Origin of the sequence: Pseudomonas allokribbensis (assembly GCF_014863605.1) — a bacterium.
Taxonomy (GTDB): domain Bacteria; phylum Pseudomonadota; class Gammaproteobacteria; order Pseudomonadales; family Pseudomonadaceae; genus Aquipseudomonas; species Aquipseudomonas allokribbensis.
Window position 1 is genome coordinate 309,332 of record NZ_CP062252.1, and the last position, 25,303, is coordinate 334,634.

Below are 25,303 nucleotides of genomic sequence, written 5' to 3' on the forward strand. Positions count from 1 at the left end.
TTTGCAGTAATGGAAGCGATGGGTTGTTGCGAACTTTGTAAGTTTGGCTGGCGGTGTTAATTATTTATTCGTTGTCTGGCAACTTCCAGCAAGTCACAGCCGTCCTGCGTCAACAAATACAGCGCATTGACGATGTTGGGGATGTCTTTCACGTCAGCCTGTTTGAAACACAGGCAGTAAAGAGTTTCCAGCAGATCACTGGCGGCACGGAGGCGTTGATCGGCAGCATTGAGCAGATCCCCAGGTTTGGCTTCGGTGTCGATGACCATGACCGGGATGTCGCCGTCGCAGGTTTTGAGAGGGCGAAAACGAGTATTCAGCGGTTTGAACATGTTCATGATTGAGGCGTGTCCTTTACGAAGTCGCGTCGGTGGGCCGACACAGTGTTTTCAGCCGCGCCGGCCACTATAGAAGGGCGCCATCGAGTGGGACAAGACAGCCACAATGGACAGGATTCGTAGGGGTTTTTCCGGGGTTCGGGCATTTGCCCTACGCGGTTTTGCGGCGTTTTCACAGCCAAACCCTGAGGAGAGAAATTTCCCACGTGTTTGTCGGGCGATTCCCGGTAAACCTCTGTATGGTGCGCGCCAGAATCCGTAGGGCGTTTCCAGACGTCCGACACACGCTTAAAGGGAATTAGGTATGCAGTGGCTACGAATGGCCTCGATCATTTTGCTGTGGGCCAGTGGTTGTCGTTTGGCGGTGGCCTCCGACACGGGCAACGGGCTGGCGCTGGCCAACCTGGAGCGCAGCGGTTGGCCCGATGCACTCACCACTCAGGCCAGCATCGACACAGCCTCCCGCGCTGAGGTGCTGATCTTCGGCAAGGCTCTGTTGGCGAGCGAAGCGCTGGACGAAACAGGACTCAAGCAACGACTGGGCGTGCAGCAAATGCAGCTCAAGTCGATCAGGCAAGTGCGCGACGGTCTGTGGGATCGCTTGCTCAACACCTACCGCAACGCCAGCCAGAACTGCGACGAGCAAGCGTTTTGCCCGCGGGTGCGCAGCGTCGCCGACTTGCGTCAGTTGGCGGCGGCATTCACTGGCGGCATCAGCCCGGCCCATGCACTGTGGGCGAGCAAGAGCCTGGATGTGCATGAGCGGGTACTGGATGAGCAATTGCGGGTAGCCGTATTGCGGCCATAGCAGCGCGCTTGCGGCTGCTAAGTCGACGAGGCTTCATCCGCTGTCACGGCGATCGCCAAGGGCGGTGGGAAGCCATCGGGAACTGGCGTGCATGCGCCCAGCAACAGGGATGCAAAGACCAGGGCGACAGGCAGTTTCAGGTTGTTTGACATATTCACTCCTTGATAAAAATCCATGCGCCTCGGCCGTCCTGGCTCGAGGCGTGACGGACATTACCCTCGGGTCGATTCACGCGGCGATGAACAAAGTGTTTCATTTGTTTGATCCCGTGGCGGAGCTGCCGACGCTGTATCATCCCGTATCGATTTGCCCCCCGACCTTTTCTCGATTCGCTGCGATCGCCCGCTAGGCTGTTGGCATCACAGCGGTCAACGGAGTGACAGCGAATGCACAACACCCTGGAACAGGTTTTCGGTTATCCACAATTTCGACCCGGTCAGGAAGCGGCAATCAGCGCCGTGCTGGCCGGGCGCTCGGCGGCGGCGATCTTTCCCACGGGCTCCGGAAAATCCCTTTGCTACCAGGTGCCGGCTCTCCTGCTGCCGCACCTGACGCTGGTGGTCTCGCCGTTGCTCGCGCTGATGCAGGATCAGTTGGCGTTTCTGCAGCGACATGGCATTTCGGCAGGCAGCATCGATTCGGCGCAGAGTCGTGAAGACGCCAACGATGTGATGGCCCGTGCCCGTTCCGGCGAACTGAAGATCCTGATGATTTCCGTGGAGCGCCTGAAGAACGAGCGCTTCCGCAATTTTTTGCAGCAGGTGCCGATCTCGCTGCTGGTGGTGGATGAGGCGCACTGCATCTCCGAATGGGGCCACAACTTCCGGCCTGATTACCTCAAGCTGCCGGACTACCAGCGTCAGTTCAACATCCCGCAAACCTTGCTGCTGACCGCCACGGCAACACCGAAAGTCATCGCCGACATGCAGGCGAAATTCGCCATCGCTGCCGAAGACGTTGTGACCACGGGTTTCTATCGGCCCAATCTCAATCTGCTGGTGGAGCCGGTGCGCGGTGAGGACAAGCGGCGACGGCTGGTGCAGTGGATGGCCGAGCGGGCGGGTCAACCGAGCATCGTCTACGTCACCCTGCAGAAAACTGCCGAGCACATCGCCGAGCATTTGGGGCGCAATGGTATTCAGGCCGAGGCTTACCACGCCGGGCTGCCCCACGAACAACGGGAAGCGATTCAGAAACGCTTCATGGGTGGGCAGTCCAATTGCATCGTCGCGACCATCGCGTTCGGCATGGGCATCGACAAGAGTGACATCCGCAATGTGGTGCATTTCGACCTGCCCAAATCCATCGAGAACTACAGCCAGGAAATCGGCCGCGCCGGTCGTGACGGGCAACCGTCCGACTGTCTGGTGCTGGCCAACCGCGACAGCCTCAATGTGCTGGAAAACTTCGTCTATGGCGACACGCCGGAGCGCGACGGCATTCGCCATGTGCTGGACGAGTTGCAGGCCGCTGCGCCTGAAGGTCAGTGGGAGTTTTTGCTCGGGCCGCTGGCGGATCAGAGCAACATCCGTGCGCTGCCATTGAAGACATTGCTGGTGCAACTGGAGCTGCGAGGGCTGATTGCCCCGCGATACGCGTACTACGCCGAATACCGCTTCAAGTACCTGCTGGAACCCGAGGTGTTGCTTGAGCGTTTCGAGGGTGAGCGCAGGGATTTCGTCGCGGCGATCATCCAGACCTCGAATCGCGCGCGGACCTGGGCCACGGTGAATTTCGAGGCGATGTACACGCAACATTCCGCTGAGCGCAACCGCGTGGTGAAGGCGCTGGATTACTTCCAGGAAAAGGGCTGGGTCGAGCTGGAAAGCAAACAGATGACCGAGGTCTACAACGTGCTGCACAGCAGCTTCGACAGCCAGGTCTTGAGTGGCGAGCTGCATGATTATTTCTCTCGCCACGAACAGACCGAAGTGGCGCGGATTCACGCCATGCTCGAATTGTTCGCCACCGAGCGCTGCCTGGGCTATCGACTGGCGGAGTACTTCGGTGATCACAACGCCCCCGAGCAGTGCGGGCATTGCTCGGTGTGTCACGGGCAGGTTGCCCGGCTCCCGGCGCCTCCGGAATTGCTGGCGCTTGTGGATAAAAGTTTCCCGGCGTTGTGCGGCGATTTTATCCACAGGCATGAGCAGCAGACAGGCAGTGCGCCTTCAGCGGAGCGGCTGACGCGCTTTCTGTGCGGGATCAGTGTGCCGCTGTTCACCAAGCTCAAGGCACGGACCATTTCCGGGTATGCAGCGCTGGAGGCGTATCCCTACGCGGACGTGCGGGCTTGGGCTCAGGCGCATCTCTGAAGCAACGAATCCATTTGCTGAATGTCGATCATCACAGCAATAAACTTCAAAAATACCCGTTGGCTGACTATGGTGAAGGCTGTCTTTGGATCTCCAACAAGAGAACAACAATGAGCCAGACATCCTTCGAAATTCGGCAGGCCGCCGTGATCGGCGCCGGCACCATGGGCCGTGGCATTGTCATGTGCCTGGCCAACGCCGGCGTGTCAGTGCAATGGGTCGATAACAATCCACAAATGCTTGAGCAGGCGCTGAAGACGGTGGCCGATACCTATGCGCACAACGTGCGTCAGGGGCGGATCGATCAGGCCGAGGCCGATGCGCGAATCGCCCGGATCAGTGCGGCGGCGGATTATGTGGCGATCCGCAATGTCGACCTGGTGATCGAAGCGGTGTACGAGAATCTCGAACTCAAGCAGAAGATCTTCCGTGAGCTCGATGGCTTGCTGAAACCCGAAGCCCTGCTGGCAAGCAACACTTCGGCACTGGACATCGATGCGATTGCCGCCGCGACACGACGGCCGACGCAAGTGCTGGGTCTGCATTTCTTCAGCCCGGCGCACATCATGAAACTGCTGGAAATAGTCCGTGGTGCACAGACCTCGCCAGCCGTGCTTGAGGCTGCACTCGAGCTGGGCAAGCGTATGGGTAAGGTCAGTGTGGTGTCGGGCAACTGCCACGGATTCATCGGCAATCGCATGCTCCATCCTTACGTGCTCGAGGCGCGCAAGATGCTGCTTGAGGGGGCCTGGCCGCAGCAGATCGACGCGATATTGCAGGGCTTCGGTTTTGCCATGGGGCCGTTTCGCATGTACGACGTGGTCGGCATCGATCTTGAGTGGCGTGCTCGTGAGCTGGCCGGCAAGGGCCAGGATGCGCCAGAGGTTCAGGTGGATAACCGCTTGTGCGAGTTGGGTCGGTTCGGGCAGAAGTCTGGCAATGGTTACTACCACTACGAACCGGGCAGTCGTCAGGCCGAACATGATCCCGAGGTGGATGCACTGGTGTTGAGTGTCAGTGAAGGTCTGGGGTTTCATCGCCGTGAGATCGGATCTGAGGAGATCCTTGAGCGCTGTCTTCTGGCGTTGGTCAATGAGGGCGCAAAGATTCTGCAGGAAGGGATTGCCGAGTCGGCGCATGACATCGATCAGGTGTACCTGAACGGCTATGGCTTCCCGGCGGAGAGAGGCGGGCCGATGGCCTGGGCGGACGATCAGGGGCTGGCAGACATTCATAAACGACTGCTGGCGCTGGAAACACGACAGGGTGATCAATGGCGGCCGGCGCAACTGATTGGCGAGCTGGCGGCACGAGGCAAAGGTTTTTACCTTTAGACTGGGCCGATCACTCAAGGAATCGACACTGATGTCCAACCCGATGCCGCAACGCGCCGATTACCCACATTTCCAGCCGATCACCACGCGCTGGCATGACAACGATGCCTACGGCCACGTCAACAACGTCACCTACTACAGCTTTTTCGATACGGCCGTGAACACCTACCTGATTCAGGTCGGTGGCCTGGATATCCACGATGGCGAGGTGGTGGGGTTTGTGGTGAGTTCGTCTTGCGATTATTTCGCCTCGATTGCGTTCCCGGACTTGATCGAAGTTGGTTTGCGGGTCGGCAAACTGGGCAACAGTTCAGTGCAATACGAGCTGGCCGTGTTCAAGGCTGGCGAGCATGAAGCCTGTGCGGCGGGGCGTTTCGTGCATGTGTTCGTTGATCGTGCATCGAATCAGCCGGTGGCGATCCCTGCGGGGTTACGCGGAGCGCTGGAACGGCTGGCGGTTTGACAGGCAAAAAAAATCGCAGCTCGGGGGAGCTGCGATCTGGCTGTACCGGCAACGAGGTCAAGCCTCAGTCGCGGTAGTAGCGGTGATGCTTGCGATGGCCGTAGGCGTGGCCACGACCACGGTGGTCGTCGCGGTAGTAGCGACCACGGTCACGGCCGCGATCGTAACTGCGGTCTTCGCGATTACTCTCGTTGCCCATGTAGTTACCCAGCGCGCCACCGGCGCCGCCACCTGCTGCGGCACCGATCAGGCTGCCGGTGGTGCCGCCCATGCTGCGGCCAACCACGTTACCGCCGGCTGCGCCCAACGCACCGCCAATGGCCGCTTCGCCACGGCTGTGTTTGTTGGCGCCTACCGCGCTACCACCCGCGCCGCCCAGGGCCGCGCCAATGGTTGAACCTGTGCTGCCGCCTAAAGACTGACCGACGACCGAGCCAAGAACCCCGCCCAATGCGCCGCCCACACCTGCTTCGGTGGTGCCTCCGGCAGAAGCGAAGCCACTGACCAGGCCAAGGGACAACAAGAGAATCTGGGAGAACTTCATAGAGGAGCCTCAAAGGGATGACGGCGCGATCCTGAGGCTGTGTAACAAGGCTGACAATCGAAATCCGACGAATAACACGACTTGTATACAATTATGCAAGTTACTGATTTTTGGGTGGAACTTAACCGATTTTCACCGGTCTTTAACTGCTTCGGACAGGCCGCTTTTATACAAAAGCGGCCTTTTTTGTGGGCGCTGAAAAGTTTGGTGTCAGGCCGACCTGGCCATGATCAGCCCTGTCTCGCTCGCCGCTTCCAACCGGATCGCGATGAACTTCGACGTCGGCGTATGGCTGCCGTCCCCGGTGCTTTCGAGCGGCACCAGCGGGTTCACCTCAGGGTAATAAGCCGCCGCTTGCCCCGCCGGAATATCGAACGCCAGCAGTGTGAAGCCTTTCACGCGACGCTCACGGCCATCGTCCCACAGCGACACGATGTCAGCCTTCTGCCCAGGCTTGAAGCCCAGACGGATGATGTCCGCCTCGTTGGCGAACAGCACGTCACGCTGTCCCTTCACCCCGCGATAACGATCGTCTAGACCATAAATCGTGGTGTTGTACTGATCGTGAGAGCGCATCGATTGCAAGATCAGATCCGGCAGTTGCCCGGTGGCGCGAGTGCGCTCATGGATCAGATCCTTGGGCAGCATGTTCGGCTTGAAGTTGGCCCGGCCCGACGTGGTGTTCCACTTGCGCGCGCCGGCACTGTTACCGAGGTAGAAACCGCCCGGGTTCTTGACCTTCTCGTTGAAGTCCTTGAAGCCCGGGATGGTGTCGGCGATCAGTTCGCGGATGCGCCGGTAGTCGGCCACCAGCCAGTTCCAGTCCACCGGTTTGCTGCCCAGGGTCGCGGCGGCGATGCCGGCAATGATCGACGGCTCCGAGCGCATCTGGTTCGACAGCGGCTGCAACTGGCCGTTGGAGGCGTGCACCATGCTGAACGAGTCTTCCACGGTGACGGCCTGCGGGCCTTCGGTCTGGATGTCGATGTCGGTACGACCCAGGCACGGCAGGATCAATGCGTCTTTGCCGTGGGCCAGGTGGCTGCGATTGAGCTTGGTGCTGATCTGCACGGTCAGGTCGCAGTTGCGCAGGGCCTGGAAGGTGCGCGGGCTGTCCGGCGTGGCCTGGGCGAAGTTGCCGCCCAGACCGATAAACACTTTGGCGCGGCCTTCAGCCATCGCGTGAATCGCTTCGACCACGTTGTGCCCGTTATGACGTGGCACCTTGAACTGGAAGCGACGCTCCAGGGAATCGAGAAACGCCACCGGCGGACGCTCGTTGATGCCCATGGTGCGGTCGCCCTGCACGTTACTGTGACCGCGCACCGGGCACAGACCGGCGCCGGGCTTGCCGATGTTGCCGCGCAGCAGCATCAGGTTGGCGATTTCCTGGATGGTCGGCACCGAATGGCGGTGCTGGGTGATGCCCATCGCCCAGCACATGATGACGTTCTTGCCTTTGGCGTACATGCGCGCCGCTTGCTCGATTTCAACCAGCGTCAGGCCGGACTGCGCAACAATCTGCTCCCACGGCGTGTCATCGACGACACCGAGGTATTCCAGCACGTTGACGCTGTGTTCATTGAGGAAGTCGTGATCGAACACCGCCGGCGCACCGGCCTTCTGCGCATCGCGTTCCCATTGCAGCAGGAACTTGGCCATGCCGCGCAGCACCGCCATGTCACCGCCCAGTGCCGGGCGGAAGTACGCGGTGTTGGTCGGCTTGTCGCCGTTGGTGAGCATTTCGATCGGGTGCTGCGGATGCTGGAAGCGTTCCAGTCCACGCTCTTTCAGCGGATTGATGCACACCACCTGAGCGCCGCGTTTCACCGCTTCACGCAGGGGTTCGAGCATGCGCGGGTGGTTGGTGCCGGGGTTCTGACCCCAGACGAAAATCGCATCGGCGTGTTCGAAATCGTCGAAGGTTACGGTGCCTTTGCCGACACCGACGCTTTGCGCGAGCGCCACGCCGCTGGCTTCGTGGCACATGTTCGAGCAGTCGGGGAAATTGTTGGTGCCGTAGGCGCGCACGAACAGTTGATACAAATAGGCGGCTTCGTTGCTGGCACGACCCGAGGTGTAGAACTCGGCCAGGTCCGGACTCGGCAGGGCTTGCAGGTGCTTGCCGATCAGCGCGTAGGCATCGTCCCAACTGATCGGCTTGTAGCGGTCGGTTTCGGCGTCATAGACCACCGGTTCGGTCAGACGGCCCTGATATTCGAGCCAGTAGTCGCTCTGCTCCAGCAACGAGGTGACGCTGTGTTTGGCGAAGAACTTGCCGTCCACGCGGCGCTTGGTCGCTTCCCAGTTCACTGCTTTGGCGCCGTTCTCGCAGAACTTGACCATGCCGCTTTCCGGCGAGTCGCCCCAGGCGCAACCCGGGCAGTCGAAGCCGCCGTTCTGGTTGGTCTTGAGCATCATGCGCAGGTTCTTCAGCGCGTTGTCACTGGTCAACCAGGCCTGGGCCACGCTGATCAGTGCGCCCCAGCCGCCGGCTGCGCCCTTGTAGGGCTTGTAGCGCGGGACGGGTTTCTGGTCGGCTTGATGGTGTTGGCTCACGAGTGTTTCTCCATTTCTGGGCTATACACCCGCGGCGCGTTTTTCTGCGGCAGGTGGATGAGATTGAGGTTGTGGCGGCGGGCCCATTGCACGGCGAGGCCGGTGGGCGAGGACAGACTGACGAGGGTCTGGATCCCGGCGCGCAGGACTTTCTGGATCAATTCGAGGCTGCAACGGCTGGTGACAATCGCCAGGCCGCCGGTTGTGGATATCTTTTGCCGGATCAGGCCACCGATCAGTTTGTCGAGGGCGTTGTGTCGGCCGATGTCTTCGCGGCCCAGCAGCAATTCACCGCTGGCGTTCATGAACACCGCCGCGTGCACCGCGCCGCAATGCTGGCCCAGCGGCTGGAACGCACCGATGCGCTGGCGCAAACCGTCGAGCCATTCAATCGGCGGCAAAGGGGCGCCGGGCAAGACCTTGAGATCGGGCAGCGCCTGTTCCACCGCTTCTACGCCGCACAGCCCGCAACCGCTGGTGCCGGCCAGTTGCCGACGCTGCTGCTTGAGATTCCAGAAGGCGCGGTTGGCGATGGTCACCTGGGCGTATTGCGCCGAGCCTGAACCGATCAGTTGCAGGTCATAGATGTCCGAGGCGTCTTCGATGATGCCGCTGCCCAGGCTGAAGCCGACGATGAAGTCTTCGAGGTCGGTGGGCGTCACCAGCATCACGGCCTGGCTGATGCCGTTGTAGGCAATCGCCAGTGCGACTTCCTCGGCCAGCGCGGTGCTGGCCGACTCCGCCAGGGGCAGGTCGCTGTAGCTGTAGGTCTGACTGGCGGCGGGCGCGGGCGTTTCGAGTGCAGGCGCCGCGCAGGCCGGGCGCTTGGCGTTCATGGCATCACCGACGGATTGATCAACGTTAAGACTAGGCGCGGCAACTTGTCGCGTCTAATCGCTAGTGTCGATCTATCGATAGATGCCGTCGATCAAGCGGCCGCTGGCGATTTCTGATAGAGCGCGAAACAGGCCTCGGCCAGTGCCGAACGCGGGGCGCCGCGGCGCATGATCAGGCCCAGCCGGGCGAGAGTCTGGGCGTTTTCGATCGGTTGCAGGCGCAGGTGATCGGTGAGGCGTTCGAGGCCGCCGTCCAGCGGCATGATCGCGCAGCAGAATCCGCCGTGCACAGCTTGTAACAATTGATGCACGGCGTCGGTCTGCAACAACGGCTGCGGTGTCAGGCCCCGGCTGTGGAAGTTGTGGTCGATGGACTGGCGAAAGTGCATACCGCTGGTGAGCATGCCCAGCGGCAGTTCGATCAGCGCCTGCCAGCTCAATGGCGCCTCGCCGAAGCTGAAGGAACGCTGATCGTAGAGCAGGCCCATGCGGGTTTCGTCGAACGCCAGGGATTCGAAACGCTCGTTGTCGAGACGATCCAGGTAGGACACGCCGATGTCGATCCGATTGTCTGCCAGTTGTTCGAGGATCTGCTCCGAACTCAGTGCAGACAATTCGAAGCGCAGCTCCGGGTGTGCAGCGTGCAGGCGTTGCATCAGCGGCAGCGGATCAAAACTCGACAGCGGCACCACCCCCAGGCGCAAGGTGCCGATCAGGTTGCCGCGACAGGCTGCCGCTTCCGCTTGCAAGCCGTCGTAAGCCGCCAGCACCGTACGCGCCCAGGCCAGCACTCGCTCGCCTGGCGCGGTGAAACCTTCGAAGCGCTGGCCGCGATTGACCAGCGGCAGATCGAGCTCTTCTTCGAGGCTGCGCAGGCGCATTGATAGAGTCGGCTGGGTGATGTGGCACCGGGCGGCGGCCTGGCCGAAATGGCGGGTTTCGTCGAGGGCGATGAGGAATTTCAGCTGCTTGATGTCCATCTTCGCTCCGGGGCGCTGACAAGGGTGGGCGATTCTACCGTTTGCGCGGCGACAGGGTCATTGGTCGGTCTGGAACCGGGTTGGTTTGTGGTGGTCTAGGCTTGGGCGTCTGGAACTTAAATCAAGGAGTGTGCGCTATGAGTCTTTTGAGCTTTGTAAAAGAGGCCGGTGAGAAGCTGATCGACCTGCTGACCCCTGGCAACGCCAATGCCAGCGAGCAATTGAAGGAACACATCAGCAAGGTCGGGTTGGGTAACCCGAATGTTCAGGCGACGGTGGATGGCGACAAGGTGACGGTCACCGGCGAGGTGGCGAGCCAGGAAGAGAAAGAGAAGATTCTGCTGGCGGTGGGCAATATTGAAGGTGTCGGCAGTGTCGATGACCAGATCACGGTCACTGGGCCGGTGGTGGCTGCCGCACGTTTCGTGGTGGTGAAAAAGGGCGACACCCTCAGTGCGATTTCCCTGGCGGTGTATGGCAATGCCAACCAGTACAACAAGATTTTCGAGGCCAACAAGCCGCTGCTCAAGGACGTGAACAAGATCTATCCGGGGCAGACGCTGCGTATTCCTGAGTAACAACAGACTTGCAGGAGCTGCCTCTGGCAGCTCCTGCAACGTTCAGAGTCCTGCTATCAAGTCCCGATAATCTTCGACGGCCACAAACTCCGCCGTGTCCTTCGGTCCCTTGCGACTGTCCGGTTCCTTTACGGCCAACAGATGCGCCACACCAAAGTCCCGTGCACTGCGCAGGATCGGCAGGGTGTCGTCGATGAACAGGCTGCGCGCCGGGTCAAAACCGATATCGGCCTGCAAGGCATCCCAGAACTGCGGGTTCTCCTTGGGAAAACCGTAATCGTGGGAGCTGATCAGCCGCTCGAAGTACGGCGCCAGTTCAACCCGTTCCAGTTTCAGCGACAGCGAATCGCGGTGCGCGTTGGTGATCATCACTACGCGTTTACCGGCCCGTTTGATCGCGGCCAGAAAAGTGTCGGCGTCCGGGCGCAGGGCAATCAGGTGTGCGGTTTCCAGCTTCAGCTCGCGCACCGACAGCTTCAATTCCGCGCTCCAGAAGTCCAGGCAATACCACTGCAATTGACCGGCATGACGTTCGAACAACGGCTGCAATTCCATTTCCGCCATCGCCCGGCTTACGCCATGCAGCTCGGCGTAGCGCTGCGGCAAGTGTTCCAGCCAGAAATGGTTGTCGAAGTGCAGATCCAGCAACGTGCCGTCCATGTCGAGCAGAACGGTATCGATGTCGGACCACGGTAATGAAGGCATGGCAACGTCTCGAACGGTAGAAAGATATCCGACGCAAACAATCGGAAAAGCCGCGTTATAGTAGCGCGTTCACGCCAAGGAGCTTTGCATGCGCCAGAAACCAACCGTACTTGCCCGCGAAATCGTCGCCACCAGTCGTCTGTTCTGCGTGGAAGAGCTGAAACTGCGCTTTTCCAACGGCGTGGAGCGCACCTACGAGCGGCTGGTGGGCAAGGGCGCCGGTTACGGCGCGGTGATGATTGTGGCCATGCTCGATGCCGAGCACGCAGTGCTGGTCGAGGAATACTGCGGCGGTACCGACGAGTACGAGCTGTCCCTGCCCAAGGGCTTGATCGAACCGGGTGAGGATGTGCTGGCGGCGGCCGAGCGTGAGCTCAAGGAAGAGGCGGGCTTTGGTGCCCGGCAATTGGAACACCTGACCGAGTTGTCGTTGTCCCCCGGCTACATGAGCCAGAAAATCCAGGTGGTGCTTGCCAGCGATCTGTACGAGGAGCGACTGGAAGGCGACGAGCCGGAGCCGATGCGGGTGGACAAGGTCAACCTGCGGGATCTCTCTTCATTGGCGCAAAATCCGCAGTTTTCCGAAGGTCGTGCCTTGGCGGCGTTGTACCTGGCCCGCGATCTGCTGACCCAGCGCGGTTTTTTCCAGTCATGAGTGAGATGTCTATGAGTTTTTCCCATCCGTTGATGGCGCCGGTGGTTGAACTGGCGCTGCGGGCCGGCGAGGCGATTCTGCCGTTCTGGCGCGCCGATGTGGCGGTGACCGCCAAGTCCGATGATTCGCCGGTGACCGCTGCGGATATCGCCGCGCACCATGTGATCGTTGCGGGCCTGACCGCCCTGGATCCGAGCATCCCGGTGTTGTCCGAAGAGGACGCCAACATCCCGCAAAGCGTGCGTGCCGGCTGGCAGCGCTGGTGGCTGGTGGATCCGCTGGATGGCACCAAGGAATTCATCAGCGGCAGCGAAGAGTTCACCGTCAACATTGCCCTGATCGAAAATGGCCGGGTGGTCTTTGGCGTGGTATCGATGCCGACCAATGGGCGTTACTACGTTGGCGGTGCCGGGCTCGGTGCCTGGCGTGGCGACACGGGCGGCACGCCGGTGGCGATTCAGGTTCGTGACGTGCCGGGGCCTGGCGAAGCCTTCACTGTGGTTGCCAGCCGCCGTCATTCGAGCCCGGAACAGGAACGCTTGCTGGCCGGTTTGAGCGCAAGCCTTGGCGAGTTGCAATTGGCCAACATTGGCAGTTCGCTGAAGTTCTGTCTGGTGGCCGAAGGTGCGGCGGATTGTTATCCACGACTGGCGCCGACGTCCCAGTGGGACACAGCGGCGGCTCAGGGCGTGCTGGAAGGTGCCGGTGGCGAGGTGCTGGATTTGAACGGTGATGCGTTCTGTTATCCACCACGGGAGTCGTTGCGCAACGCATTCTTTCTGGCGCTGCCGGCGAAAGCGGCGTGGCGTTCGAAGTTGCTGGAACTGGCCCGTTCGTAAGCGCGTTCCCGGACTCGGGAACGCTCAGCCTTCAGCGGTGCAGAACGTACTGCCCGCTGAAGGTCACCGCATCCTCATCGCTCCCCGCATTGACGACTCGCGTATGCAGCGTCAATCGCGCCCGCCCGTAGCGCTGATACATCGTCAGAAATTTCTTCCATACGGCTGCGTTCGGCGCCGCGCAGATGGCGTTGGCATCGCCGGTTACCGGCAGCGGATAACTGATCTGTCCTTCCTGGATCACGATGTGTCCGTCGGTGATGCCTTCTTCTTTCAAACGCAAGTGCAGCCAGCCCCAGCCGGCCAGCACCGCGCCGCAATACAGACTGCCGCCGAACATGGTGCTCTTGTGGTTGACGTTGGCTTCCAACGGCAGATGCAGGCGTAGTTGCTGTTCCTGCCAGTCGAGCACCTTAAGGCCCATGTCCCGGGTCAGCGGAATGTCGTGATGGAGGACGGATTCCAGATAGCGGCTGTCGCGATTCATTCGGATTCGTCTCCATGGCTGCTGCTGTCGGCGAAATTCAGACCGTGCTTGCGCAGTTTGTCGTGCAGAGTCTTGCGCGGAATGCCCAAGGCTTCGGCGAGACTGCGTACCGAGCTGTGCGAGCGGGCCAGCTCGGCGGCGATCAATGACTTCTCGAAATTCTCCACCTGTTCACTGAGGCCACCGCTGGTGACCTCGATGGCGGTGCTGCTGCCGTCAGGCTGAGTGTTGTCCAGCGCCAGCTCCAGGCCAAGGGCGAAACGCTCTGCCGCGTTCTGCAATTCCCGCACATTTCCCGGCCATGAGTGACGCAGCAGCAATGCCCGTTGCGCCGGTTGCAGTTCATGAGGCGGCAAACCGTGGCGGGCGCTGGCTTCGTCGGCATAGTGCTGGAACAGCACCAGCGCGTCTTCGCCCCGTTCGCGCAATGGCGGGATACGTAGTGGCGCTACATTGAGGCGGTAATACAAGTCGGCCCGGAACCGCCCTTGATCGGCGGCCTGGCGCAGGTCTTCCTTGGTGGCGGCGATGACGCGGATGTCCAGCGGGATCAACTGATTGCCGCCCAGCCGTTCGACGACTCGCTCCTGCAGCATGCGCAGCAGTTTGACCTGCACGTCCATGCTCATGCTCTCGATTTCATCGAGGAACAGCGTGCCGCCATTGGCGAATTCGAACTTGCCGATCCGGCGCTTTTGCGCACCGGTGAACGCGCCGGGCTCATGGCCGAACAGCTCGCTTTCGACCACCGACTCGGCCAGTGCCCCGGCGTTGATCGCCACGAACGGGCCGTTGCGCCGGCTCGACAGGTCGTGCAATGCGCGGGCGACAACTTCTTTGCCGGCACCGGTTTCGCCGAGGATCAAGACGTCGGCCTTGGTCGCGGCCAGTGCGCCGATCTGCTCGCGCAGGCGCGCCATCGGGGCCGACTGGCCGACCAGTCGCGCGCTCAGTTCGTTGCGGTCGCTCAGGGCCATGCGCAGGCTGCGGTTGTCCAGCACCAGACGCCGCAGGGCCAATGCGCGGCGTACACTGTCGAGCAGGGCGTCACTGGCGAACGGTTTTTCGAGGAAGTCGTAGGCGCCGGCACGCATGGCCTGCACGGCCAGCGGTACGTCGCCGTGGCCGGTGATCAGCAGCACGGGCAGCTCAGGGTCCTGCGCGTGCAGTTCGCTCAATAACTCAAGACCGTCCATGCCGGGCATGCGGATGTCGCTGACCACCACGCCCGGCCAGTCACGCTCCAGTTGGGCGGCCAGCCCCTTGGCTTCGGACAGCGGAAGGATTTTAAGGCCGGCCAGATCCAGCGTCTGGCCCAGGGCCTGACGCAGGTGCGGATCGTCGTCGATCAGCACCACCTGAATGCGGTTGTCGATGGTCATGCACTTCGATCCTCGGACGGTTGCAGGCTGACCCCGGGCGCGCCGGCGCGCAGCCGCAGGGTGATCAAGGCGCCACCTTGCTTGTGGTTGGCGAACGACAGTTCACCGCCGAAGGCGCGCATCAGGGTTTCGCAGATGGCCAACCCCAGGCCAAGCCCCTGTGTGCGGGTCTTGGTGGTGTAAAACGGTTCGCTGGCGCGGCCCAGCGCTTCCATGCAGAAACCCGGGCCGTTGTCGCGAATGTACAGATTGACGCCCTCGCCGGTGGATTCGGCACTCAGCCACAATTTGCGCGGCGGGCCTTTCTCGGTCAGGGCATCGAGGGCGTTGGCCAGCAGGTTGCCGAGGACCTGGCGCAGACGGGTTTCCCCGGCTTCAACCCACAAGGTTGCGGCGGGCAGGTCGCGGATCAGCTCGACGTCCATGCTCCGGCGACGTTTGGCCAGCAGCGCCAATGCATCGTCCAGTGCCGGTTGCAGGGCCACGCTTTCCGGGGCGTGGCGATCGCGGCGGGCGAAGGCGCGCAGGTGAGCGATGATCGACGCCATGCGCCCGGTCAGTTCGCTGATCAACTTGAGGTTGCCGCGAGCGTCGTCGGTGCGCTGATGGTCAAGCAGCACCTCGGCGTTTTCCGCGTAACTGCGGATCGCCGCCAGCGGCTGGTTGAGTTCGTGGCTGATGCTCGCCGACATCGTCCCGAGCGCTGACAGTTTGCCGGCCTGCACCAGATCGTCCTGGGCCCGGACCAGTTCCTGCTGAGCCTGTTCGCGCTCCAGCACTTCCTGTTTCAGGCGCCGGTTGAGTCCTTCCAGATCGCTGGTGCGCTCGGCGACCCGGCCTTCGAGTTCCCGTCGCGCCTTGGCTTCGAAAGCGATCCGTTCCAGGTAATGGCGGCGGCGCTGCATCATCAGCCCGAGCAACAGCATGACCACCAGCAACGTGGCGCCGCCGACGGCCACCACGGTGCGCACCGGACGGTCGATCAGGGTGCGCGGTGCAAGAATGCTGACGCTCCAGCCGGTTTCTTCGATGTCCCGGGTCTGGGTCAGCCAGGCGGTCGGGCTGAGGTTCAATGGCCGCGGCTCGCGAGTCGGATACGGCTGGATCGCGGTGATTGCCGAACGTTCGTCGTTACTCAATGGACGGGTGGAGCGGAAGCGCCACTCCGGGCGCGAGGTGAGAATGACCACGCCGTTGTGATCGGTCACCAGCAGTTGTTCCGGGGTTTTGCCCCACAGGCTTTCGGTGTGGTCGAGGTCGACCTTGATCACCAGCACACCGATGATTTTCTCGCCATTGCGCACGGCGGCTGCGAAGAAGTAGCCGCGTTTGGCGGAGGTGGTGCCAAGGCCGAAGAAGCGGCCCAGGCGTCCGGCCATGGCTTCGCTGAAGTAGGGCCGGAACGAGAAATTGCGCCCGACGAAACTGTCGTGCTTGTCCCAGTTCGACGCCGCCAGCGTTCGGCCAGTGGTGTCCATCAGGTACATGACTTCGGCGCCGGTCTGGGAAGCGATGTTCTTCAGCAGGCGGTTGGCATTGCCCTGGGTGACACCGTCGTCCGGCGCGCCGACGACCGCGCGCAGGGCCGGCAGATCGCCGAGGATCTGTGGCAGCACTTCGTAACGATGCAGAGTGCCCAGCAGGTTGGCGACGTAGAGGTCGAGAGTCTGGCGGTTCTGGCCAGCCAGCTCACTGCGGTAGTAACGCTCGGCGAGATGCTCCAGCGGCCACAGCAGCGGGGCCAGGCACAGGGCCAGCAGGGCGAGGCTGCGCCAGCGGGGGCGGCGGGGAAGGGTCGGAGTCATGAGCATCGAGCGCCTGTGGATACAGGCGCATTATGCCTAGGCTTGCAGTCGCAGTCTGCGCACCCGTTGTCGGGTGCACAGCAGCGCTGAAGTTTCACACAGGCATTCAGGAAAAGACGTCGGCGTCCTTGAGGAGTGCGCCCGCCTGATCCTTGGCCGACAGTTTCGGTTCTTCGTCCAACTGCCAGTCGATGCCCAGATCCGGGTCGTTCCAGCGAATGCTGCGCTCCGCGGACGGGGTGTAGTAGTTGGTGGTCTTGTAGAGGAACTCGGCGAATTCGCTCAACACCACGAAACCATGGGCGAAGCCTTCCGGTACCCAGAGTTGGCGGTGGTTTTCGGCCGACAGCCGTACAGCAACCCATTTGCCGAAGTTCGGCGAGCTGCGGCGGATATCTACCGCCACGTCGAGCACTTCACCAACGGTGACACGGACCAGTTTGCCCTGAGTGTTTTCCAGTTGGTAATGCAGGCCGCGCAGCACGCCTTTCTGCGAGCGCGAATGGTTGTCCTGGACGAATTGCGTATCCAGACCGGTCGCTTCCTGAAAAGCCTTGGCATTAAAGCTTTCGTAAAAGAAACCACGCTCGTCACCAAACACCTTGGGTTCGATGATCAGAACGCCGGGCAGATCGGTAGCGATTACATTCATGAGTTTTTTCCAGTGAGAGGTGTGAATGGTCGACATTCTTGCGCAAAGTGCCGGTGGGCGCGAGTGGTCTGAAACATTTCGCCCGAACTTGCGATCCCGTCCGACGGAGCAGGGGTTGCGAATCGTCCAAAGCAATGGCGATATAGGCGTCTAATAAAATTTCAGGGGTCGTTCCATGTCGTTCGCCACGTTGATTCATCGCGCCAGTCTGCCAGGCCCACAGGTCGCTGCGGAGCAGGCGTTGCAGGTTCTGGCGCAGCATTACGGGCTGAACGGCACGTTGCAGGCACTGGGTAGCCAGCAGGACCTCAACTATCGCGTGGACAGCGAGCGCGGGCGATTCGTGCTGAAAATCTGCCGGGGCGACTATTCGCTGGTGGAGTTGCAGGCCCAGCATGCTGGCCTGAAATATTTGGCCGAACACTGCGATGTCCATGTTCCCCGGGTCATCCCGGCCAATGACGGCCAGGACCTGTTGTCGCTGGAGATCGGCGGTGAAGCGGTGCATGTGCGGTTGCTCGATTACATCGAAGGCCAGCCGCTGACGGCGCTCGATCATCTCGGCCACGAAGTCGTCGCCGGATTCGGCCGGCTCTGCGGTGAAATGGACCTGGCCCTGGCCGGGTTCGACCATCCGGGGCTCGTGCGCACGTTGCAATGGGATGCGCGCCACGCCAGTGCCCTGATCGAGCATTTGCTGCCGGTGATCGAGGATCAGCGCCAGCGCGCACTGATCGCCGAGGCCGCCGAACAGGCTGGTCGCCGTCTGCAACCGTTGCTGGAAAAGCTGCCGGTGCAGGCGATCCACATGGACATCACCGACGACAACGTGGTCTGGCAGCGTGATGCCCGGCGACACTGGCAGTTGCAGGGCGTCATCGATTTCGGTGATCTGGTGCGCACCTGGCGTATCACCGATCTGTCGGTCACCTGTGCGGCGTTGCTGCATCACGCCGGGGGCGATCCGTTCGTGATCCTGCCGGCAGTGCAGGCCTACCACGCGGTCAATCCGTTGCAACACGAAGAATTGCAGGCGCTGTGGCCGCTGATCGTGGCGCGCGCGGCGGTGCTGGTGCTCAGCGGCGAGCAACAGGTCAGCATTGATCCGGGCAATACCTACAGCCGCGACAACCTTACTCATGAGTGGGAAATCTTCCGGGTCGCCACTTCGGTTCCGCTGGCGCTGATGGAGGCGGCGATTCTCTCTGCAGTCGAGCAGACGTTGCCGGCCATCGACAGTGAAGGCTTCGCGCCGTTGTTGCCCGGTCTGGTCGGGCGCGAGTTCGCGCTGATTGATCTGGGTGTGTTGAGCGCGCACTTCGAGGCGGGCAATTGGGAGCAATCGGGCATTGATCAACGTCTGTTGAACGAGGCCGCCGCCATCCACGGTCTGGCCGCCAGTCGATACGGGCAATACCGTCTGTCTCGTACCCGGCCTGACAGTGCCGAGGAGCCAGAAACATTCCCGCTGCACGTTGAGTTGCGCGTACCTCAGGGTACGACGGTGGAAGCGCCGTTTGCGGGCGTTCTGCATCTGTCGGCTGACGGCGCGCTGCGACTCGATGGCCCGCAACTGAGCGTGCGCCTGTGGGGCGTGACGCCGTCGCTGCACAGCGGCGCGGCGCTGGTCAAAGGCCAGGTGCTGGGTTCGGTGGACGGTCCGCTGATTGTGCAACTGGTTCGCGATGCGCACCTGGAGGCACCGCTGTTCTGCACGCCGACCCGCGCGCTGGCGTGGCAGGCGCTGTCCCCATCGCCAGCGGCGCTGCTGGGCCTGGCCTGCGACGCGGAGCCGGAGCTGGATGCGAAAACCCTGCTGGCGCGCCGTGATGCCAGTTTCGCCCGCACCCAGAAACATTATTACGTCGACCCGCCGCGCATCGAGCGCGGCTGGCGCAATCACCTGATCGACATGCAGGGCCGTTCCTACCTCGACATGCTCAATAACGTCGCGGTGCTCGGGCACGGTCATCCGCGCATGGCCGCGGTTGCGAGCCGGCAGTGGTCGTTGCTCAACACGAACTCGCGGTTCAACTATGCGGCGGTCGCCGAGTTTTCCGAACGCTTGCTGAAACTGGCGCCGGAAGGCATGGACCGAGTGTTTTTGGTCAACAGCGGCAGCGAGGCCAATGATCTGGCGATCCGTCTGGCCTGGGCCTACAGCGGCGGGCGCGACATGCTCAGTGTGCTGGAGGCCTATCACGGCTGGACGGTCGGCGCGGATGCAGTGTCGACCTCGATTGCCGACAACCCGCAGGCACTGAGCAGTCGTCCGGACTGGGTGCACCCGGTGACTGCGCCGAATATCTATCGTGGCGAATTCCGAGGCCTCGATTCGGCGCCGGACTACGTGCGCAGCGTCGAACACAACCTGGCCAAAATCGACGAGCAGAAGCGGCAACTGGCCGGGTTCATCTGCGAGCCGGTCTACGGCAATGCGGGCGGGATCTCGCTGCCGCCGGGCTATCTGAAAAAAGTCTATGAATTGGTGCGCGCCCGGGGCGGCGTGTGCATCGCCGACGAGGTGCAGGTCGGTTACGGGCGCATGGGCCACTTCTTCTGGGGCTTCGAAGAGCAAGGCGTGGTGCCGGACATCATCACCATGGCCAAGGGCATGGGCAACGGCCAGCCACTGGGCGCCGTGATCACCCGCCGGGAAATCGCCGAAGCGCTGGAAGCCGAGGGTTACTTCTTCTCGTCCGCGGGCGGCAGTCCGGTGAGTTGCCAGGTCGGCATGGCCGTGCTCGATGTGATGGAAGAAGAAAAACTCTGGGAAAACGCCCAGGTGGTCGGCGGGCACTTCAAGCAGCGGCTGGAGGCATTGATCGATAAACATCCGCTGGTCGGTGCGGTGCATGGCTCGGGGTTCTATCTGGGGGTCGAACTGATCCGCAATCGGCAGACCCTGGAGCCGGCAACCGAAGAAACCACGTTGCTGTGCGATCGCCTGCGAGAGCTGGGGATCTTCATGCAGCCGACCGGTGATGACCTGAATATCCTCAAGATCAAACCGCCGATGGTCACTTCGCGTCAGAGCGTGGATTTCTTTGTCGACATGCTGTCGAAGGTGCTGGAAGAAGGCCTCTGAGCCTGTGATAGGTCGATTAATGCCGATTTGTATCGGCATTAATCGGTAGATTCAAAAGCGATCATTTGTTTTTAGCTTTTAAAGTCGATATTTATCGTTTATAAAGTCGCCATAGTCCGTCGTCCAAACCTGTTCGGCGCGTTGAACACCCTCGACCGTTCCCTGGAGTCCTGATCGACATGACCACCTTGAAAAGTACCCCACGCGCCGATGGCTTCCACATGCCGGCCGAATGGGCGCCGCAAACCCAGACCTGGATGATCTGGCCCGAGCGTCCGGACAACTGGCGTCTGGGCGGCAAGCCCGCGCAGGCCGCTCACGCCGCCGTGGCCAAGGCCATCGCGCGTTTCGAACCGGTGACCGTGGCGGTGTCCGCCGGCCAGTACGAAAACGCTCGCGCTCGCCTCGATGTACCGAATATCCGTGTGGTCGAGATGTCCAGCGATGACGCCTGGGTCCGCGACAGCGGCCCGACCTTCGTGATCAACAACAGCGGCGAAGTGCGCGGTGTGAACTGGGACTTCAACGCCTGGGGCGGCTTTGACGGCGGCCTGTATTCGCCGTGGAACCGTGATTCTCAGGTTGGCGGCAAGATCCTCGAGATCGAACGCAGACCACGCTACCGCACTGAAGGTTTCGTGCTTGAAGGCGGCTCGATTCACGTCGACGGCGAAGGCACCCTGATCACCACCGAAGAATGCCTGCTCAACCGCAATCGCAACCCGCACCTGGGCCGCGACGAAATCGAAGCGGTGCTCAGCGAAAACCTGTCGGTGGACAAGATCATCTGGCTGCCGGATGGCCTGTTCAACGACGAAACCGACGGCCATGTGGATAACTTCTGCTGCTACGTGCGTCCGGGCGAAGTGCTGCTGGCGTGGACCGACGATCCGCAGGATCCGAACTACCCGCGCTGCCAGGCTGCGATGAAAGTGCTGGAAAGCAGCACCGACGCCAAGGGCCGCCCGTTCACGGTGCACAAGATGCCGATTCCGGGGCCGCTGTTTGCCACCGAAGAAGAGTGCGCGGGCGTGGACCCGGTGGACGGCACTCAGGAGCGCAACCCGAGCGTGCGTCTGGCCGGTTCCTACGTGAACTTCCTGATCGTCAACGGCGGCATCATCGCACCGAGTTTCGACGATCCAATGGACGCCCCGGCCCGCGAAATCCTGCAGAACCTGTTCCCGCAACACGAAGTGGTGATGGTGCCGGGTCGTGAACTGTTACTGGGTGGCGGCAACATTCACTGCCTTACCCAACAGCAACCCGCGCCGCACAAAGAGTGAGTGCGGATGTAACAGCTTGAGTTGATTGAAAAATCGACCGGGCAGTCATTTGTTGCCCACGCTTGAAGAGAAACCCGCAGCCCGTCAGGACTGCGGGTTTCTTTATGTCCGCTGGTCGACAATTTCACTACGTTGGCATAGCTCTTGTATCGCTCATGACGCACTAGGGAGGGGGGAGAACTTCAACAGTTCTGTCATAAACCTTGGATAACGTAGCCGCTCACGAACGGGGAGAGAGCGCTGAAATGAACGCCGAAGTGAACGTAATCAGCGAGCGGACGTTGCATCCCATGGCTGTAAATAGTGAGTCGCTCCAGATTGTCGCGCACTGGTTGAAATCCAATGGAACGCGTCAGATCAGGGAACCTGATCCGCGCCGGATGATGATCGAGCGTTACCCCGCTGGCCTGTTCAGCGAGGCCGAACTGGACGCATTGTGGGATGTGATGGAAGGATAAGAAGAACAAACAAGGATTGTAAAAAGCGCTGCCGGGATGGCAGCGCTTTTTTTATGGGCGTGAATCAGAAGCTGTAGGTGCCGGTCATGACCAGGCTGCGTGGTGCGCCTGGCTGGATCTGGAAGGCGCTGGTGGCCGACGAGTAATACTCGCGGTCGGTGATGTTGTTCAGCGCTGCGCGCAAGTCCCAGTCCTTGTGGCGGTAGCCGACCAGGGCGTCCCAGCGACCGTAGCCCGGCAACACGGTGGTGTTGGTGTTGTCGGCGTAACGCTGACCGACCAGGGTCAGACCGGTTTCGCCGTACCAGCCCATCTCCGGTTTCCAGGTCAGGAACAGGCTGCCGTTGTGCTTGGCGACGTTGTTGACGCGTTTGCCTTCCAGGCCGTTGTTGTCCTTCTCGATGGTCGCGTCCTGCACACCAACGCCACCGCGCACGTACCAGTTGCCGACGATCTTGCCAGTACCGGTCAGTTCGATCCCGCGCGAGCGCTGCAAACCGCTCATCACGGTCAGCGTCGGATCGACCGGGTCGGTGGTGCGGCGGTTGTAGAGTTCCAGCTCGTAGACGGCGAGGGTGGTGCTCAGGCGATCGTCGAGCCAGTCGCTCTTGACGCCGATTTCCTTTTGCTTGGTCAGCTCCGGGCTCAGGTCGTTGGTGTTGCCGGCCGCGCCGGGGGTGATACCGATCAGACCGCCGCCAACCGGCGAAAACGTCTTGGTCCATGAAGCGTAGAACGAGTGATTCTGCAGCGGCGTCCAGACCACGCCGAAACGCGGGCTGGTGCTGTGGCTGTCGCGGTCCTCGGAGATGTTGCGCAGTTTGTTGGTCGACTCGATATCGAAAGTGTCGTAGCGCAGACCGGCCAGCAGTTGCCATTCATCGTTCAGGCGCAGTTGATCCTGAACATAGATCGCGCGGCTTTCGACTTCGGTGTGGCTGCTGCTCGACACCTGCATGCGCCCGGTGTGGCGCTGGCTGCGATCCGGGTTGTACAGATCCAGCGACGGCACCGGTTGGGTGCCACGGCCGGTGGCCGCGTTGTACAGGGTCGGGTCGCGGCGCTGGCTGCCGGTTTCGATTCCGGTCAGCAGTCGATGTTCGAGGCCGAAGGTATCGAAGCCGCCTTCCAGTTCGACGTTGTTGAACACGTTGCGGGTGGTCAGGTCCTGTTGCCAGTGCTGGCGGGTGACCTTGTTGGTCTTCGCATCGAAGCCGGTGAGGTAGGTGTTGTCGAAATCGCTGTCGAGCTTGAACACACCGAGCGTGTGGCGCAGTTGCCAGTTGTCGTTGATTTCATAGCTCAGTTTCGAGCGCAGGGACTGCGTCTTGTCGTCGATGAAATCGTGATCGTTGCCGTAGGTCGTGTCCCGGCCGACATCCGCCGGACGTCCACCGACCCCGGGAATGCCGCGATCCGGCGTGCGGTTGTAGCGGCTGTATTCGTATTGCACCAGCCAGTTCAGGTCAGGGGTAAGCTGCCAGCTCATCGACGGCGCGAACAGTTTGCGGTTGCCGCTCACGCCGTCGCGGAAGCTGTTCTCGTCCATGTTGCCCATGTTCAGGCGCAGGCTGATGTTTTCGCTCGGGTCGGCGCTGAGGTCGGCGTACAGGCTGCGCAGATCTTCGCTGCCGCCCTGGGCCTCAATGGTCGAGCGGCGGCCGGCCTCGGGCGCCTTGCTCACCCGGTTGACGATCCCGCCCTGGCTGCCACGGCCGTACAGCACGGCGGCGGGGCCCTTGAGCACTTCGACGCGTTCGATGTTGTGCAGATCGCGCTTGTACTGGCTGTCGTCGCGGATGCCGTCCAGATAGAAGTCGTTGCTGGCGTCGAAACCACGGATGCGCAGGCTGTCGAAGCGCGTGTCGCCTCCGCCGCTGACGTTGGGAATCCCGCTCAGGGCATCTTCGATGTCATTGACGCCGTAATCCGCAACGTTGGCGGTCTTGATCGAATCGATCGCCTGCGGCACGTAACGCACGGGGGTGGACGTGCGGGTTGCGGTGTTGCTGACCTTTACGCGCGGGTCGTCGGCCTGCGCTTCAGCACTGATCGAAGTGGTGGGAAGTTCGGTCGCGGAGTAAGCGAAACCGGAGGACAAAAAGGCAGAAAGCCCAAGCGTGACGGGCGTGAGACGGAACGGGGCAGGCATTGAAAAGCGCATCCGGAAGGGTGGAAGAATTCGAGTGCGCGAATGGTAATGCTTTGCATTTGCTTCCGTTAATTATTCCGGAAAAGTTCCGTGGTTTGATTGTGTCAATTTGTTTCGTGTCTGTTTCAAGACTGTCACGGGACTCACAACAAGCGCATTCGACCGATTGCCGAAACAGACTGAAAGCCATTCCGGCGTTTTTCTGCAACGGCCGAGGGACTAACGTGGCCGCCATCGATTTCCGGAGTTTTCAGATGATCCTTCACTACATCTACGACCCTCTGTGCGGCTGGTGCTATGGCGCCAAACCGTTGGTACAAGCCGCACAACAAGTGCTGCCGGTGATCGCCCACGCGGGCGGTATGATGACCGGTGCCAACCGCCAGAGTGTTTCACCGCAACTGCGCAATTACGTGATGCCTCACGACCGACGCATCGCCGAATACACCGGACAGCCGTTTGGCGAAGCCTATTTCGAAGGTCTGTTGCGCGATCACACGGCGGTTTTTGATTCCGCGCCACCGATTGCTGCTGTCATGGCAGCAGAAAGCATCGATGAGCGTGGCCTGGAACTGCTTGGCCGTTTGCAAACCGCACACTATGTAGAAGGCCGGCGTATTGCCGATGAAGCCGTGCTCGTGGAGTGCGCGGCAGAGATGGGCTACGAGGCGGATACGTTCCTCAAAACCCTCAAAGCGACTGACACCGATCAACACATAAAGAACAGCCGCGCATTGTTGGCGAAACTCGGTGGCCAAGGCTTTCCGACCTTTGCGCTGGAACAGGACGGGCAGTTCACCCTGATCGATATCGGCCCGTGGCTCGGCAAACCGCAGGCCTTTGCACAGTGGTTGAGCGAGTCGATTCCGTCGGCACCATCGGCGCAAACCTTGCCGGTTTGCGGCCTCGACGGTTGCGCGTGAGACGGCATCAAAATCCCTGATTACAGGCGTTTCCCTGCACGCAGCCATCGAAAAATTTACTTTTTTTAGACGATTTTTGCCTATTTAAAGACGATTCTTGAAATTGACACATTGTT

General features: G+C 61.2%; 22 protein-coding genes. 11 read left to right on the forward strand and 11 right to left on the reverse strand.

What is annotated here, in order from left to right; all coding sequences use genetic code 11:
• Positions 1-56: 56 nt before the first annotated feature.
• Positions 57-338, reverse strand: a complete 282-nt coding sequence (locus tag IF199_RS01335; RefSeq protein WP_176504883.1) for a hypothetical protein — start codon at positions 336-338, stop codon at positions 57-59.
• Between the two features lie 304 nt (positions 339-642).
• On the opposite strand from IF199_RS01335, the gene IF199_RS01340 reads away from it, so the two are divergent.
• The 4 genes from IF199_RS01340 to IF199_RS01355 all read left to right on the forward strand — a co-directional run bounded on the left by IF199_RS01340 (position 643) and on the right by IF199_RS01355 (position 5,258).
• Positions 643-1,146 carry a polysaccharide deacetylase gene (locus IF199_RS01340; protein ID WP_192559499.1) on the forward strand — a complete coding sequence of 168 codons (504 nt, stop codon included), beginning with the start codon at positions 643-645 and terminating at the stop codon, positions 1,144-1,146.
• A gap of 386 nt (positions 1,147-1,532) precedes the next feature.
• Positions 1,533-3,461, forward strand: a complete 1,929-nt coding sequence (locus IF199_RS01345; RefSeq protein WP_192559500.1) for a RecQ family ATP-dependent DNA helicase — start codon at positions 1,533-1,535, stop codon at positions 3,459-3,461.
• A gap of 110 nt (positions 3,462-3,571) precedes the next feature.
• The gene (locus IF199_RS01350; RefSeq protein WP_192559501.1) at positions 3,572-4,795 is read left to right on the forward strand and encodes a 3-hydroxyacyl-CoA dehydrogenase; all 1,224 of its coding nucleotides are present in this window, start codon (positions 3,572-3,574) and stop codon (positions 4,793-4,795) included.
• A 31-nt stretch (positions 4,796-4,826) separates the two neighbouring features.
• Positions 4,827-5,258 carry an acyl-CoA thioesterase gene (locus tag IF199_RS01355; protein ID WP_096821918.1) on the forward strand — a complete coding sequence of 144 codons (432 nt, stop codon included), beginning with the start codon at positions 4,827-4,829 and terminating at the stop codon, positions 5,256-5,258.
• Positions 5,259-5,322: 64 nt separating this feature from the next.
• On the opposite strand, the gene IF199_RS01360 is transcribed toward IF199_RS01355, so the two are convergent.
• From IF199_RS01360 to IF199_RS01375, 4 genes are all read right to left on the reverse strand, one after another.
• The gene (locus tag IF199_RS01360; protein ID WP_096821919.1) at positions 5,323-5,802 is read right to left on the reverse strand and encodes a glycine zipper domain-containing protein; all 480 of its coding nucleotides are present in this window, start codon (positions 5,800-5,802) and stop codon (positions 5,323-5,325) included.
• 210 nt (positions 5,803-6,012) lie between these two features.
• The gene (locus IF199_RS01365; protein WP_096821920.1) at positions 6,013-8,361 is read right to left on the reverse strand and encodes an FdhF/YdeP family oxidoreductase; all 2,349 of its coding nucleotides are present in this window, start codon (positions 8,359-8,361) and stop codon (positions 6,013-6,015) included.
• Positions 8,358-9,197: a formate dehydrogenase accessory sulfurtransferase FdhD gene (gene fdhD, locus IF199_RS01370; protein WP_192559502.1), complete on the reverse strand. Its 840-nt coding sequence runs from the start codon at positions 9,195-9,197 to the stop codon at positions 8,358-8,360. Before fdhD ends, IF199_RS01365 begins: the two co-directional genes overlap by 4 nt.
• Before the next feature lie 92 nt (positions 9,198-9,289).
• Entirely contained in the window at positions 9,290-10,177 is an 888-nt protein-coding gene (locus IF199_RS01375) for a LysR family transcriptional regulator (protein WP_102620609.1), read from the reverse strand.
• Positions 10,178-10,314: 137 nt separating this feature from the next.
• Here IF199_RS01375 and lysM point away from each other — a divergent pair, with 137 nt between their 5' ends.
• A complete protein-coding gene (lysM, locus tag IF199_RS01380; RefSeq protein WP_008080501.1) occupies positions 10,315-10,755 on the forward strand; it encodes a peptidoglycan-binding protein LysM in 441 nt (146 codons plus the stop codon).
• A gap of 42 nt (positions 10,756-10,797) precedes the next feature.
• On the opposite strand, the gene yrfG is transcribed toward lysM, so the two are convergent.
• Positions 10,798-11,460 (reverse strand): GMP/IMP nucleotidase, encoded by a 663-nt coding sequence (gene yrfG / locus IF199_RS01385; RefSeq protein WP_096821922.1) that lies wholly within the window; start codon positions 11,458-11,460, stop codon positions 10,798-10,800.
• Positions 11,461-11,548: 88 nt separating this feature from the next.
• Here yrfG and nudE point away from each other — a divergent pair, with 88 nt between their 5' ends.
• Both nudE and cysQ read left to right on the forward strand, forming a co-directional pair.
• Positions 11,549-12,115 (forward strand): ADP compounds hydrolase NudE, encoded by a 567-nt coding sequence (gene nudE, locus IF199_RS01390; protein WP_065257777.1) that lies wholly within the window; start codon positions 11,549-11,551, stop codon positions 12,113-12,115.
• Between the two features lie 5 nt (positions 12,116-12,120).
• A complete protein-coding gene (gene cysQ / locus IF199_RS01395; protein ID WP_096821923.1) occupies positions 12,121-12,954 on the forward strand; it encodes a 3'(2'),5'-bisphosphate nucleotidase CysQ in 834 nt (277 codons plus the stop codon).
• Between the two features lie 31 nt (positions 12,955-12,985).
• Here the strand turns inward: cysQ and IF199_RS01400 are convergent, their stop codons facing one another.
• The 4 genes from IF199_RS01400 to rfbC all read right to left on the reverse strand — a co-directional run bounded on the left by IF199_RS01400 (position 12,986) and on the right by rfbC (position 17,280).
• Positions 12,986-13,441: a YiiD C-terminal domain-containing protein gene (locus IF199_RS01400; protein WP_102620612.1), complete on the reverse strand. Its 456-nt coding sequence runs from the start codon at positions 13,439-13,441 to the stop codon at positions 12,986-12,988.
• Positions 13,438-14,823: a sigma-54-dependent transcriptional regulator gene (locus tag IF199_RS01405; protein WP_102620613.1), complete on the reverse strand. Its 1,386-nt coding sequence runs from the start codon at positions 14,821-14,823 to the stop codon at positions 13,438-13,440. Before IF199_RS01405 ends, IF199_RS01400 begins: the two co-directional genes overlap by 4 nt.
• On the reverse strand, positions 14,820-16,628 hold the full coding sequence (locus tag IF199_RS01410; protein WP_096821985.1) for a sensor histidine kinase: 1,809 nt from the start codon (positions 16,626-16,628) through the stop codon (positions 14,820-14,822). The genes IF199_RS01405 and IF199_RS01410 overlap by 4 nt, the downstream gene beginning before the upstream one ends.
• A gap of 106 nt (positions 16,629-16,734) precedes the next feature.
• Positions 16,735-17,280 carry a dTDP-4-dehydrorhamnose 3,5-epimerase gene (gene rfbC, locus IF199_RS01415; protein WP_096821926.1) on the reverse strand — a complete coding sequence of 182 codons (546 nt, stop codon included), beginning with the start codon at positions 17,278-17,280 and terminating at the stop codon, positions 16,735-16,737.
• A gap of 175 nt (positions 17,281-17,455) precedes the next feature.
• Between rfbC and IF199_RS01420 the strand changes: the two genes are divergently transcribed.
• From IF199_RS01420 to IF199_RS01430, 3 genes are all read left to right on the forward strand, one after another.
• Complete coding sequence (locus IF199_RS01420) at positions 17,456-20,368, forward strand: aminotransferase (RefSeq protein ID WP_192559503.1); 2,913 nt, start codon at positions 17,456-17,458, stop codon at positions 20,366-20,368.
• A 179-nt stretch (positions 20,369-20,547) separates the two neighbouring features.
• Positions 20,548-21,654, forward strand: coding sequence for an agmatine deiminase (aguA, locus tag IF199_RS01425; RefSeq protein ID WP_192559504.1), 1,107 nt, complete (start codon positions 20,548-20,550; stop codon positions 21,652-21,654).
• 245 nt (positions 21,655-21,899) lie between these two features.
• A complete protein-coding gene (locus IF199_RS01430; RefSeq protein ID WP_065257771.1) occupies positions 21,900-22,112 on the forward strand; it encodes a hypothetical protein in 213 nt (70 codons plus the stop codon).
• Positions 22,113-22,176: 64 nt separating this feature from the next.
• Here the strand turns inward: IF199_RS01430 and IF199_RS01435 are convergent, their stop codons facing one another.
• Positions 22,177-24,264 (reverse strand): TonB-dependent receptor, encoded by a 2,088-nt coding sequence (locus IF199_RS01435; protein WP_192559505.1) that lies wholly within the window; start codon positions 24,262-24,264, stop codon positions 22,177-22,179.
• Positions 24,265-24,518: 254 nt separating this feature from the next.
• On the opposite strand from IF199_RS01435, the gene IF199_RS01440 reads away from it, so the two are divergent.
• Positions 24,519-25,187, forward strand: a complete 669-nt coding sequence (locus IF199_RS01440) for a DsbA family protein (RefSeq protein WP_192559506.1) — start codon at positions 24,519-24,521, stop codon at positions 25,185-25,187.
• The last annotated feature ends 116 nt before the right edge of the window (positions 25,188-25,303 follow it).

Coding starts and splice junctions, on each gene's coding strand:
- IF199_RS01335 (WP_176504883.1), bottom strand. CDS start 338: ATGAACATGTTCAAACCGCTGAATACTCGTTTTCGCCCTCTCAAAACC.
- IF199_RS01340 (WP_192559499.1), top strand. CDS start 643: ATGCAGTGGCTACGAATGGCCTCGATCATTTTGCTGTGGGCCAGTGGT.
- IF199_RS01345 (WP_192559500.1), top strand. CDS start 1,533: ATGCACAACACCCTGGAACAGGTTTTCGGTTATCCACAATTTCGACCC.
- IF199_RS01350 (WP_192559501.1), top strand. CDS start 3,572: ATGAGCCAGACATCCTTCGAAATTCGGCAGGCCGCCGTGATCGGCGCC.
- IF199_RS01355 (WP_096821918.1), top strand. CDS start 4,827: ATGTCCAACCCGATGCCGCAACGCGCCGATTACCCACATTTCCAGCCG.
- IF199_RS01360 (WP_096821919.1), bottom strand. CDS start 5,802: ATGAAGTTCTCCCAGATTCTCTTGTTGTCCCTTGGCCTGGTCAGTGGC.
- fdhD (WP_192559502.1), bottom strand. CDS start 9,197: ATGAACGCCAAGCGCCCGGCCTGCGCGGCGCCTGCACTCGAAACGCCC.
- IF199_RS01375 (WP_102620609.1), bottom strand. CDS start 10,177: ATGGACATCAAGCAGCTGAAATTCCTCATCGCCCTCGACGAAACCCGC.
- lysM (WP_008080501.1), top strand. CDS start 10,315: ATGAGTCTTTTGAGCTTTGTAAAAGAGGCCGGTGAGAAGCTGATCGAC.
- yrfG (WP_096821922.1), bottom strand. CDS start 11,460: ATGCCTTCATTACCGTGGTCCGACATCGATACCGTTCTGCTCGACATG.
- nudE (WP_065257777.1), top strand. CDS start 11,549: ATGCGCCAGAAACCAACCGTACTTGCCCGCGAAATCGTCGCCACCAGT.
- cysQ (WP_096821923.1), top strand. CDS start 12,121: ATGTCTATGAGTTTTTCCCATCCGTTGATGGCGCCGGTGGTTGAACTG.
- IF199_RS01400 (WP_102620612.1), bottom strand. CDS start 13,441: ATGAATCGCGACAGCCGCTATCTGGAATCCGTCCTCCATCACGACATT.
- IF199_RS01405 (WP_102620613.1), bottom strand. CDS start 14,823: ATGACCATCGACAACCGCATTCAGGTGGTGCTGATCGACGACGATCCG.
- IF199_RS01410 (WP_096821985.1), bottom strand. CDS start 16,628: ATGACTCCGACCCTTCCCCGCCGCCCCCGCTGGCGCAGCCTCGCCCTG.
- rfbC (WP_096821926.1), bottom strand. CDS start 17,280: ATGAATGTAATCGCTACCGATCTGCCCGGCGTTCTGATCATCGAACCC.
- IF199_RS01420 (WP_192559503.1), top strand. CDS start 17,456: ATGTCGTTCGCCACGTTGATTCATCGCGCCAGTCTGCCAGGCCCACAG.
- aguA (WP_192559504.1), top strand. CDS start 20,548: ATGACCACCTTGAAAAGTACCCCACGCGCCGATGGCTTCCACATGCCG.
- IF199_RS01430 (WP_065257771.1), top strand. CDS start 21,900: ATGAACGCCGAAGTGAACGTAATCAGCGAGCGGACGTTGCATCCCATG.
- IF199_RS01435 (WP_192559505.1), bottom strand. CDS start 24,264: ATGCCTGCCCCGTTCCGTCTCACGCCCGTCACGCTTGGGCTTTCTGCC.
- IF199_RS01440 (WP_192559506.1), top strand. CDS start 24,519: ATGATCCTTCACTACATCTACGACCCTCTGTGCGGCTGGTGCTATGGC.